The 14,350-nt window shown below is 45.6% G+C and carries 1 protein-coding gene; it reads left to right on the forward strand.

Features of this window, described 5'->3' with window-relative positions:
• The first annotated feature begins 39 nt into the window (after positions 1-39).
• On the forward strand, positions 40-14,319 hold the full coding sequence (locus CLV51_RS20415; protein ID WP_106529930.1) for a non-ribosomal peptide synthetase: 14,280 nt from the start codon (positions 40-42) through the stop codon (positions 14,317-14,319).
• The last annotated feature ends 31 nt before the right edge of the window (positions 14,320-14,350 follow it).

A 14,350-nucleotide genomic window follows, 5' to 3' on the forward strand; every position in this document is an offset into this window, starting at 1 on the left:
ACCATTTCTTTTTTAACCTACACTTTTCAAGCAAGCATTATGATAGATACTAATTTTGAAAAAGCATTTGAAGTGGTTGAGAAAGCCCGTAAACAGGGCGTTGTATTCTTTCTGGAGAATGAAAAAGTTAAGTTTAAAGTGCCTAAAGATGAAATCATCAACCATGATTTACTCGCAGAGATAAAAGAATATAAAGAGCAGATAAAAATTATTTTAAATAACGGTGATCTTTTTAAAAATAACGAAGTTGATTTTGAGGAGAGAATAATTGCTGCTGACCGCGTCGGTATAGCTAAAATACCTTTGTCTTTCAGCCAGGAACGTTTATGGTTTATAGACCAGATAGAAGAAGATAGTATCAATTATCATATACCGGCAGTATTAAGATTGAAGGGGAATCTTCACCATGCTGCACTGGCCTATGCATTACGAATGATTGTAAACCGCCACGAAATATTGCGGACAGTAATTGCACAGGAAGATGGTAAGGCGCATCAGCAGGTAATGGAAAAAGATCAGTGGAAAATGGAGGTCATCAATCACCAGGAGCATGATGCAGCAGTATTGCAATCATTTGTAAAATCATTAATTGATATTCCCTTTGACCTGGGTAGTGATCATATGTTGCGTGCGCATTTGATTGTAAAGCACGAAGAAGAACATTTGCTGGTAGTGGTGATGCATCATATTGCATCAGACGGCTGGTCGGTAGGCATCATTGTGCGTGAACTGGTTGAATTGTATGAGTCTTATGCAGAAGGCCGCACCGCCGAATTAGCGGCTGTAGATATTCAGTACGCTGATTATGCTATCTGGCAGCGCAAATATTTATCCGGCAATATATTGGATAAACAACTCGACTACTGGAAGAATAAGTTGTCGGGTGTAGCCACCTTGCAGTTGCCGCTGGACTATATCCGGCCTGCTGTGCAAAGTACGCGTGGTGCCAGCATTTCATTTACCATTGATAAGGTACTGACGGCGCAGCTGCAGTTACTGTCCCGGCAACAGGACACTACGCTGTATATGACGTTGCTGGCTGCTTTTAATGTGTTATTATATCATTACAGTGGTCAGGAAGATATTTGTATTGGTAGCCCCATGGCCGGCAGAACCATGCAGGAAGTAGAGCACCTGATTGGGTTTTTTATCAATACCCTGGCCTTACGCAGTGATCTGAGCGATAATCCGTCGTTTACCACGCTGTTACAGCAGGTAAAACAAACGATGATGGGCGCCTATGATCACCAGGATCTCCCCTTTGAAAAAATTGTAGAAGCAGTGGTGAAGGAACGTGATCTGAGCCGTAGTCCATTGTTTCAGGTAGTATTTGCTTTGCAGAATATGCCCGACGCACCTGAGTTTCAGCTGGGCGGTATACAATTAATACAGGAAGATACCAGCCATACTACCGCAAAGTTTGACCTGACCTTTTTAATGTATGAAGCTGCGGATGGTTTATCCGGAAAGGTGGAATATTGTATTGATCTGTTTAATGCAGCCACCATCTCCCGTATGCTCGCTCATTTTGAGCAACTGCTTCGTGCAATTGTATCATCTCCGGCTACACAGGTAGGATCTTTATCTATGCTGAGTGCTGTCGAAGAAGAGCAGCTGCTTCTTGCTTTTAATGATACAACGATTGATTATCCGGAATATAAAACAATTATTGAGCAGATCAGTTTACAGGCAGCGCTTACGCCGGAAGCAACGGCATTGGTATTTGATGATCGTTTGCTCACCTATCGTGAACTGGAAGAACGTTCCGGCCAACTGGCGCATTACCTGATCAGTAGAGGGGTTACCACTGAAACAGTGGTACCGGTATGTATGGAAAGATCACCAGAGATAGTAGTGGGTATGTTGGGTATCATGAAGGCGGGAGGCGCCTATGTGCCTGTTGATCCGGAGTATCCTACAGATCGTATCCGTCATATTATTTCTGATACCCGTGCTGCTATCATTGTTGGTAGTAAGGCATGTGCCGGTAAACTGAAATTGGCCGGAGCTGCTGATATCATTACACTGGACGAAGATAGGGACATCATCGGTCAATATCCCTGCACGGCCCCGGATATCACTTACAACGGTGATCAACTCGCGTATGTAATTTACACTTCCGGTTCTACCGGGTTACCAAAGGGGGTAATGATTGAACATAATGGGGTAGCGAATCTTGTTAACTGGCACAATGCTACCTATGAGGTAACTGCTGCCAGTAGAGCTACAGCTGCTGCTGGTATGGGCTTTGATGCTTTCGGATGGGAAGTGTGGCCATATTTATGCAAAGGTGCTGCTGTAAATATCCTGAATGATGAAAAACGTTTTTCGCTAACGGCTATTGTAAATTTATTTATTGAAGAAGAGATCTCACACGGATTTTTGTCTACTGCTTTACTGCATGAATTTATCCGGGAAGCAGGAAGTAAATTAACGGCGCTGAAATATTTACTCACCGGTGGAGATAAATTAGCTGCTATTGATGTGAGCGGTCTTACTTATAAAGTTGTCAATAACTACGGTCCAACAGAAAACAGTGTAGTTACTACTTATTACCCGTTATCCGCCAGGGATAAGGATGTTGCGCCGGTGATAGGCAGGCCTGTGAGCAATACAAAAGTATACATTATCAATAGTCATGCGCAATTATCTCCGGTGGGTGTACCCGGAGAAATTTGTATTGCGGGCAAAGGGGTATCGCGCGGCTATTTGAATCGCCTGGAACTGACAGCAGAGAAATTTGTTATCAATCCTTTTGATGCACAGGGAGGTAACCTGTACAGAACCGGTGATCTGGGCAGATGGCAACCGGATGGCAACATCGAATACCTGGGAAGGATAGATGATCAGGTAAAAATTCGTGGCTACCGCATAGAGCTGGGTGAAATAGAAAATGTATTGCAGCAATGCAACCTGGTAAAACAGGCGGTGGTGCTGGCAAAAGAAGATCATAGTGGTCAGAGGAATAAACGGTTGGTAGGGTACATCGTGCCCGCCAACCTCTTTGACAGAGAAGGTATTATTGCTTTCCTGAAACAGCAGTTGCCGGATTATATGATACCTGCACTGTTGATCCCGCTGGAGAAACTGCCATTAACGGCAAATGGGAAAATTGATAAAAAAGCACTGCCGGATACTGACGCGGAAGCACTGCTCACCAATGAATATGTGGCGCCGCGAAATGCAACCGAACAGGTACTGGCCACCATCTGGCAGGAGTTGTTGGGCGTATCACGTGTAGGTATACACGACAATTTCTTTGAACTGGGCGGCGACTCTATCATCACTATCCAGGTAGTAAGTCATGCTAAACAAGCCGGTTATCCATTGCATCCACGTGACCTGTTCCTGCATCAAACCATCAGCGGATTATCTGCTTTATTATCATCTGATAAAAATATAGCAGTAACCGGTGAACAGGGCATGCTCACAGGCAGCAGCGACTTGTTACCCATACAGCAATGGTATTTTGAAACAGGCGGCTCCGGCACAGCACATTTCAATCAAAGTGTATTATTATCTCTTAATAAAAACGTATCACCGTTAACGTTAGGCACTGTTATTAAACAACTGGTTCAATATCATGATGCGCTCCGTTTTTCCTACACCGGCATTGCAAATGATATAGAACAGGTGTATAGTGCTCATGAAGGTGAACTGGAGGTAGTAGACCTGAAAGCGATACCAGTGACTGATGTAGCAGCACATCTTACAGCAAGTGCAGAAAATTATCATCAGCAGATGGATACCGGAAAGGGAATACTTGTCCGCCCGGTATTGTTTTTAACAAATGAGGAAGCAACACATAACCGTTTGTTGCTGGTGATCCATCACCTGGCGGTGGATGGCGTATCCTGGCGCGTTTTATTACAGGATATGGAACTCTTGCTGAAAAACAATGGGCAGAAAAAAGAGGAAACAGTGCTGGGGCTCAAGGGCAGCTCTTACCGGCAATGGTATGCTGCATTGGCGGACTATGGACAGCGTCGTCGTTTATTAAGCCAGCAGGATTATTGGGAAAAGGTGATGCAGCGTTACGTGCCGTTGAAAACAGATAAAACCTATGAAGGAGCGGTAACAGTGGCAGATACTGCCAGCCTGGTGGTAAAATTGAATGGGGTACAAACGCAGCGTTTATTGCAGGAGGTGCCAAGGGCTTATCATACAGACATCAATGATATTTTATTAGCTGCGCTGGCAATTACCTTATCTGCCTGGAGTAATAATTCACAGGTATTGATAGGCCTGGAAGGCCATGGCAGAGAGGATATTGCACCGGATGTGGATACCAGCCGTACCGTAGGTTGGTTTACCAATCTTTACCCAGTGTTGCTGCAAGTGGCCGCAGGAAAAGAAAAGAACGACCTGTTAAAAAGTATTAAAGAACAATTACGCAAAGTAAAGGATAAAGGATTGGGCTATGGTGTACTGAAGTACATTAACAAAGTGCCGTTGTTGCAGGGTAAAGACCCCTGGGATATTGTGTTTAATTACCTGGGGCAATCTGATAATGTGGTGAATGAAAGCGGCTTGCTATCGCCTGCGCCGGAATCTTCCGGATCAGGACTGGGCGCTGGTTTTCCGGTAAGAGAGAAGTTATCTGTCAACAGTATTGTGCAGCAGGGTGAGTTGGTATTACAATGGGGCTATAGCACCAAACATTATGAAGCTGCCGGCATCGCCGCACTGGCAGCTGATTTTTTAGTACAGTTGGAATCATTGATAGATCATTGCGTGGAACAGGCAGCAATAGCCGCTGTTTTCACACCTTCAGATTATGGTCTGGGTACCGCTGTCAGTAATGAAGAATTAGATGAATTTCTGGATGCAGATTTCAACGGATCGCCCAGAAGGAGCCAGATGACAGGGTTGTACGGTTTAAGCAGTTTGCAGGAAGGTATGCTGTTCCATAATTTATATGATGAGCAGGCAGCGGCATATGTAGAACAGTTTAGTTGCGTGTTGGGAAGTTTGGATGAAGATGTTTTCCGGCAAAGCTGGAATCATTTATTGAAACAGCATAGCATTTTGAGAAGCGGCTTTTACCACCAGGCATTCGCTATCCCGGTGCAATGTGTATATCGCGAAGTAACTATTCCTGTTACGGTACTGGACTATCGCCATATGAGTGAAAGCGATCAGGTACAGGCGGTAAAGGATTATGAGATCATTGATAGCCGCCAGGGTTTTGATTTAGCGGCGGCGCCGCTGATGCGTATTACTTTGCTGCGTTTGAAAGACGACGCTTACCAGTTGCTGTGGGCTTTTCACCATATTGTGTTCGACGGTTGGTCGTTGCAGGTAATGGTAAGTGAATTGCTGAACATCTATGAATCGCTGGTAACAGGTAAAACGCTGCCGGCTACAACAGAAGATCGTTACGAAGACTATATCCGTTACCTGGATCGCCGGGATAAGGAACAGGAAGAATACTACTGGCGCGGCTATATGAAAACGTTGCAGGAAGGAAGCCTGCTGCCATTTATTGCAGCTACTGCGCATCTTACCAAAGGAGTGGGTATTTATAAGGAGCGTATATTCCGCTTGGATGCCGCCACTACAGCGCGTTTGGTAGAATATGCACATCAGCACCATATTACGCTCAATACACTGATACAAGGCGTATGGTCGTACCTGTTATACCGCTATACAGGCCGCAAAGAAATTGTGTATGGTATAACGGTATCCGGCAGGCCGGATGATTTGCCGGAAATAGAACAACGGGTAGGATTGTATATAAATACAATGCCATTTCATACAGTAGTAGATCCCTTGCAGGAGATCACTACCTGGTTGCAGGCATTGCAGGCCAGTCAGCAGCAAAGCAGGGAGCACCAACACGTAGGCTTAAATGATATTCAGCGCTGGACGGGGTTACAAGGTGATCTGTTTGATACTTCCATCACTTTTCAGAATTATCCGGTGAGTGAAGTGGTAGCATCCAAACCGTGGAAACTGGAGATAAAAGAAGTGGAGGCACATCCGCATACCAATTATCCTTTAACAATTATCGTTGGTATTGCTACGGAAACCAATTTGTTGTTTACTTATAATAGTGATTTGCTGCCCACTTTTTACGTGGAAAAAATAGCCGGACATTTTGAACAGGCACTATTGCAGATCATAGCTACCGAAGCAGAAAAAATAAGCGATATAGATTTACTCACATCAGCCGAACATCAGGAGCTGAAGGTTACATTTAATAACAAAATGACTGCTCCTGCCAAAGAGCAGTCATTTGTTGACCTGTTCGGAATGCAGGCTGCCCGTACGCCACAGGCTATTGCGCTCGCCTTTGAAGAAGATATTTTAACATACCAGGAATTAGATGAACGTTCCGGTCAGCTGGCTAATTACCTGCGCAGCAAAGGTGTTACCGTCAATACATTGGTGCCGCTTTGCATAGAACGTTCTGCAGATATGATCGTGGGTATATTAGGTATCCTGAAGGCAGGTGGTGCTTATGTGCCCATTGAGCCTGATTTTCCGGCGGAGAGAATTAAATATATGCTGGAAGATACCCATGCTACTGTGATCGTGAGCAGCAACGCCTGCAGGCAACTGTTGCCGGTAACAGCAGCGATGCAGGTGGTAGCGATCGATGACGACAGCGATGCCATTAACAGGTGCTCCACTATTGCACCGGCAGCACATGCCGTACCGGATCAGCTGTTGTATGTGATTTATACTTCCGGTAGTACCGGTACACCCAAAGGAGTAATGGTTACACATAGCAACCTGGTGGATTATGTAGCCGGGCTGCAGGCAAAGCTGGATATCAGCAGTTGCCGTTCCTTTGGCCTGTTGTCCAGCATCGCTACGGATCTTGGTAATACTGTTTTGTATAGTGCATTAATATCCGGTGGTGCGTTACACCTGTTTTCCAAGGCCGCTATTAACGATGCAGAAGCACTGTATACTTATTTTGAAAGATACCCGGTTGATTGTATAAAAATAGTACCCTCTCACTGGAAAGCATTATCAGAGCCAGACAGATTGTTGCTGCCCCGTAAATTACTGATCTTTGGCGGGGAAGCGCTGGAAACTACTGTGGTGGATAGTATCCGGATGTCTGGCGCTGTTTGTACTATAGTAAATCACTACGGACCAACGGAAACGACTATAGGAAAATTACTTCATGTAGTAAACCCCGATGGCATATATGAACAGGTGGTCCCGATCGGAAAACCTTTTTCCAATACTCACATTTACGTGGTAAACCAGGACGAACAGTTATGTCCTGTAGGTGTGCCGGGAGAGTTGTATATCGGTGGAGATGGGGTCGCATCAGGCTATTTAAACAATCAGGAACTAACGGCCAGTAAGTTTATTAAAGATATTTTTTCAACGGAAGCCTCCACAAAATTGTATCGTACCGGCGACCTGGTGAAATATCTGCCGGATGGCAATATTGTGTTTCTGGGTCGTGTAGATGACCAGGTAAAGATCCGTGGTTACCGCGTAGAACCCGGAGAGATCAGCCGCGTATTAAGCGGCTGTGAGCTGGTAAGTCAGGGAGTTGTAATAGCACGGGAAGACAACAGCGGTAATAAAAGATTATTAGGGTATGTAATAGCAGCGGAAGATGTTGACAGGGAAGAGATCCTGAATTATTTACGCAGCCGCTTACCGGAATATATGGTGCCATCGGCGCTGATAATCCTGGACCAGTTTCCACTGATGGCAAATGGAAAAATAGACAGGAAAGCTTTACCGGATCCCGAAGTAGTATTTACAACTACAGCAGACGCATTGCCAGAAACAGCACTGGAAAAAACATTGGCTGCTATCTGGTCATCGTTGCTGGAAGTAGAAGGGATAGGACTGCACGACGATTTCTTTGCATTGGGTGGGCACTCGCTGCTGGCCATACGGGTAATATCTGCTATAAGAAAACAATTGAACATAGTCGTTTCTATAGGAGATATATTTGATTATCCTACCATTGCTGCTTTATCTCAGCAATTATTACAACAAACGGCACCCGCACCGGCCTTCCACCTGGAAAAACAGGAAAGACCGGCACGCATTCCACTTTCGTATAGCCAGGAACGTTTGTGGTTCATTGATCAGCTGGAAGGCAGTCTGCCGTATCATATTCCTACTATATTAAGATTGAAAGGAACGCTGAACCTGCAGGCATTGTCAAACGCATTTCAAACCATTGTGAATCGCCACGAAGTGCTGCGCACCGTGATTGTACAGGAAGATGATCAGGCGTATCAGCGTATACTGGATAAAGATCTGTGGCAGTTAACGGTGATTGAGGAAGCTTATAAGCATGATGCGGTTGCATTACAGGAATATATACAGCAACTCATCACAGCGCCTTTTGATTTGTGCCGCTCACATATGCTGCGCGCACATTTGATGGTGTTAGGTGCAACAGAACATGTGCTGGTGATAACACTGCATCATATTGCTTCAGATGGCTGGTCAACGGGTATCATTGTGCGTGAACTGGTGGAATTATATAGTGCCTTTACAGCAAACCGCGCTGCTCAGTTGCCTGCATTGGATTTACAATATGCTGATTATGCCATCTGGCAGCGCAACTATTTATCCGGTGAAATATTGGAAGGAAAAATAGCTTACTGGAAAGATAAGCTGAGAGATACCACTGTGCTGAACCTGCCAACAGATTATGCAAGGCCGGTAGCACAAAGTACGCGGGGGGCTATTAGTGCCTTTCATATAGACAAAACATTGTCGGACCAGCTACTGGCATTATCCCGTGAAGAAGGCGTTACACTTTTTATGACACTCCTGGCGGCTTACAAGGTGCTCTTGTATCGTTACAGCGGACAGGCGGATATTTGTGTGGGTACTTCTATTGCCGGCAGAACAAGACAGGAAGTAGAGGGACTGATCGGCTTTTTTATCAATACGCTGGCTTTACGCAGCGACCTGGATAATAACCCATCCTTTTCAACTTTATTGCAACAGGTAAAACAAATTACGCTGGGCGCCTTTGAACACCAGGAAGTACCTTTTGAAAAAGTAGTGGAAGCCGTGGTGAAAACCAGGGACGTGAGCAGAACTCCGCTGTTCCAGGTAGCGTTTGCATTGCAAAGCACCCCTGATATACCTGATCTCACACTGGGAGAGATAGTATTGGAAAAAGATACTGTTGATTATACGACGGCTAAATTTGATCTGACCTTTACGCTCCAGGAAACAGCAGAAGGACTGCACGGCATTATAGAGTATGGTGTGGAACTGTTTAGCGAGGAAACCATTCACCGGATGGCTGGCCATTATGAGCAGCTGCTGCGATCCATCGTGCGCAAACGCCGTCAGTCTATAGGCGCTCTGCCAATGCTAACCCCCGCGGAAGAAGAACAGTTGCTGCGGACGTTTAACAATACCGCTACTGCTTATCCGCAACACAAATCTATCATAGATCTGTTTGCATCACAGGTATACCACATACCGGATGCAACGGCCCTGCTATTTGGAGAAGCCGCCATGACCTATAAAGAACTGGATGAACGGGCCAATCAGTTGGCGCATTTCCTGCGCAGACAGGGCGTTACAAAAGAAACTTTGGTGCCTGTTTGTATAGAGCGGTCGTTTGATATGATCATAGCGGTATTAGGGATACTAAAAGCGGGTGGTGCATATGTACCTGTTGATCCCGAATATCCTGAACAGCGCATCAGCTTTATGCTGGCCGATACCGGTGCTACGCTGCTGTTGAGCAGTAGTAATTGCGTGAACAGGTTACCGGTGTTAACAGATGTGCAAATTATTTTACTCGATGAAGTTGCCACTAACGTCAACGGATATGCGAAAACTGCCCTGGCAATAACACCTGCGCCGGAACAGCTGGCCTACGTAATTTATACCTCCGGTTCTACCGGCAAACCTAAAGGTGTGCTGATTGAACATAGAGGGGTGGTAAACCTGGCATTAAGCCAGGCGGCTGCGCTGCATTTAACGCAGGGTACAAGGTCCCTTCAATTCGCCTCCTTTGGTTTCGATGCATCCTGCTATGAGATATTTAATACACTTTTGAGCGGAGGTGTGCTGGTATTGCCGCAGCAATCAGACCTGCTATCAGCAGAAAACTTTGCTGCCCTGCTGACTAAGCATGATATTTCATTGGTTACATTACCGCCTTCCTATCAGCATATTATTAAAGAATTATTAGGTCCTGTAAAAACAATTGTATCAGCAGGGGAGCCGCTGAACCGCGAAGACGGCAGCTATATTCAATCGCAGGGAGTGCGGCTCATTAACGCATACGGACCTACGGAAAACACAGTATGTACTACGCTCACAGATAGCCCGATCAGGGAAAACAATGTAGTGGTCATAGGCGCACCTATTGCCAACGTACAGGTATACATACTGGCAGCAGATAAAGGGTTATGTCCTGTTGGCGTAGGCGGGGAAATCTGTATTGGTGGCGCTAACCTGGCGCGTGGTTATTTAAACCGCCCGGATCTGACAGCAGAAAAATTCATACCTAATCCTTACAGTACCGCATGGGGCGGGCGTCTTTACTGCACCGGTGATATAGGACGATGGTTGCCGGATGGCAGCATTGAATACCTGGGCCGCATAGATGACCAGGTAAAGATCCGTGGATACAGGATAGAGTTAGGAGAAATAGAACGCGTGCTGTTGGATTGTTCATTGGTAAATCAGGCAATCGTGCTGGCAAAAGCAGGTAGCGACGCGGTGAGTAAACAACTGGTGGCATACATCGTTCCCAACGGCAATTTTGACCGGGAAGAGATAGTTGCCTGGCTGCAACAGCGGCTGCCCGAGTACATGATACCTGCGGTATTCATCTCCATGGAAAAATTCCCGTTGACACCCAGTGGAAAATTCGACAGAAAAGCATTGCCGGAACCTGGTATAGCTATTCAACATACATACGTGGCTCCCCGTAGCGGAACAGAGCAAACATTGACAGCAATCTGGCAGGAGTTATTGGGTGTACCACGGATAGGGATATACGATAATTTCTTTGAGCTGGGAGGGCATTCGCTTATGGCCATGCGACTGATGTCGGCATTAAGAAAAAAACTGGGCATAGAAGTTTCCGTTAAAGCATTGTTTCTGCATCCAACTATTGCAGGCTTTGCAGCGCAGGTGCAAACAGCTTTCAAAACTGTTTCCTTACCTGCTGTGGTGGCAGATGTCCGCCCTGCAAACATTCCGCTTTCGTATAGCCAGGAACGTTTATGGTTTATTGATCAGCTGGAAGGCAGCATCCATTATCATATACCCACTGTATTAAGATTAAAAGGGCACCTCAACAAGGTTGCATTAACAGCGGCATTAAATGCGATTGTAAACCGGCATGAAGTATTACGCACTGTATTTGAAGAGATAGATGGCGTAGTACATCAACGGGTACAGGATAAAGATACCTGGCAATTAGCCGTACAATACATGCCGGATACTATGGGCCTGCAGGAGGAAGTGCAGGCATTGATCAGTAAACCGTTTGATCTGTCGCAGGATCATATGCTGCGTGCGCATTTAATTGTACTGGCGGAAGAAGCACACGTGCTGGTAGTAACACTGCATCATATTGCTGCTGATGGCTGGTCTGCGGGTATCATCGTTCGTGAACTGATGGTGTTGTATAATGCAGTATTGGATAACATCAACCCACCGTTACCCGCACTGGATATACAATACGCAGATTACGCCATATGGGAGCGTAAATATCTGGCAGGTGAAATGTTGGATCAGAAATTAGATTACTGGAAAAATAAATTATCCGGCACAACGGTATTAAACCTACCAACGGACCATCTCCGGCCGGCAGTGCAAAGCACGCGGGGCGCCATTCGTTTATTTAAGTTTGATCAGGAATTGCTGGCAAAACTGCAAACACTTTCCCGCCAAGAAGGCGCCACCTTGTTTATGACATTACTGGCGGCATTCAAAGTATTGTTATACCGTTACAGTGGTCAGGAAGATATCTGTGTAGGTACTTCCATTGCCGGCAGAACCAGGCAGGAAACAGAAGGGCTGATCGGCTTCTTTATTAATACCCTGGCCTTGCGCAGCGATTTAAGTAATAACCCGTCTTTCACTGCCTTACTGCAACAGGTGAAAGAAACTACACTCAGCGCATACGACCATCAGGATGTGCCATTTGAAAAAGTAGTAGAGGAGGTAGTAAAAGAAAGAGATGTAAGCAGAACCCCACTCTTCCAGGTATTGTTTGAATTACAGAACACGCCTGATACACCTGAGTTCCGTCTGGGAGATGTAGAACTGTTCCAGGAAGAACTGGACGGTAATGCCGCAAAATTTGACCTCAATTTATCACTGCAGGAAACTACAAACGGCCTGAATATAACAGCTGTGTATTGTGTTGATTTGTTCCGGGAAGCCACTATTAACAGGCTGATAGGACACTTTGAGCAATTGTTGAGAGCAATAGTAAATAAGCCTGCACAAGCGGTGCGTACCTTAACGATGCTCACAGATGCAGAAGAACAGCAGCTCCTGAATACGTTTAACAATAAGGTGGTAGCTTATCCGCAAACGGAAACACTCACCACATTATTTACATCACAGGTAATAGCTACACCACAGGCTACTGCACTGGTGCTGGAAGAAAAATCCTTAACCTACCAGGAACTGGATCATCGTTCCAATCAGCTGGCGCATTGGCTGCGCAGTAAAGGCGTTACTACAGATACGCTGGTACCGGTTTGTATAGAACGTTCGCTGGAAATGGTGATAGCCATACTGGGTATTATGAAGGCAGGAGGCGCCTATGTGCCTGTTGATCCGGAATATCCGGCAGACAGAATACAGTATATGCTGGAAGATTGCGCTGCAAAAGTAGTAGTGAGCAGCAGTTACGGCCAACAAAAACTAACGGACCTGAAAGGTATCAGCATTATAGCGTTGGATGTCTGGGAGGAGACTCTCAGCAAACAATCAGCAGATGCACTGACCACACATCCTGCACCACATGATCTCGCATATGTGATCTATACTTCCGGCTCTACCGGTTTGCCTAAAGGTGTGATGGTGGAGCATGGCGGCATGCTGAATCACCTGTTTGCCAAAATAAATGATCTGCAGCTGAACAACAATAGCATAGTGGCATTTACAGCGGCTTATACTTTTGATATTTCTGTATGGCAGTTATTTGCTGCACTGCTTTGTGGTGGTACTACTGTTATTTATCCCGAAGAAATAATACTGCATCCGGCTGCTTTAATAACAGCTGTGGAGCAACAACAGATTACTATTCTGGAGTTGGTGCCTTCTTACCTGTCTGCCGTGCTGCAGGAGGCTTTGCCGTTAGCTTTAAAACAACTGCAGTTTTTATTGGTAACAGGAGAGGCGGTGAGTCAGCATTTACTGATACAATGGTTTGAAAGATATAGCAACATTCCTGTAGTAAATGCCTATGGTCCTACGGAAGCATCGGATGACATCTGTCATTATTTTATGTATAACGCACCCGACTATACGAATATCCCCTTGGGAGCACCTGTACAAAATTTATACATCTATGTGCTGGATAAAGAAAAACAGTTATGTCCTGTAGGTGTACCCGGTGAGATCTGTGTGTCCGGCGTAGGTGTAGCCCGCGGATATCTCAACCGTCCTGATTTAACGGCCACACAATTCATCGCAGATCCTTTCCTGGCGACGCGGGGCAGGATGTATAAAACCGGTGACCTGGGCAGATGGTTGCCGGATGGCAACATAGAGTACCTCGGCCGCATAGATGAGCAGGTGAAAATTCGCGGCTACCGCATAGAACTGGGTGAAATAGAAAGTGTGTTGCAGCAAAGTGAAGCAATAGCAGGAGCCGTAGTCATTGCACATGAAGATGTACATCATAACAAACGACTGGTAGGTTACATTGTACCACAGGGAACGTTCGACAAAACATCCATCCTTACCTGGCTGAAAGGCAAGCTGCCGGAATATATGGTGCCGTCATTGCTGATAGCGTTGGAGAAAATACCCCTGACGCCCAATGGTAAAATTGACAGAAAAGCTTTACCGGACCCCGGAGCAGCATCCTTGCTGATAAATGAATATGTAGCACCACGCAACGAAACAGAACAGGCGTTGGCCGATCTGTGGCAGGAATTGCTGGGAATACAACGGATAGGCATATACGATAATTTCTTTGAGCTGGGCGGTCATTCATTGCAGGTGATGCGCTTAATTGCCATGATCCGTAAAACATTACAGGCAAAAGTAACCGTCAGGGATTTCTTTATGTTGGCCACTATAGAATCATTGGCAAAATATATAAAAGTAAACCAGGTCAATGTAGCCATTGCAGCAGCTGATCTTCAAACAATAAAACTCTAATTACCCCTCTGAATTCTCATATTTAAATCAG

This window comes from Chitinophaga niastensis (assembly GCF_003014755.1).
Classification (GTDB): Bacteria; Bacteroidota; Bacteroidia; order Chitinophagales; family Chitinophagaceae; genus Chitinophaga; species Chitinophaga niastensis.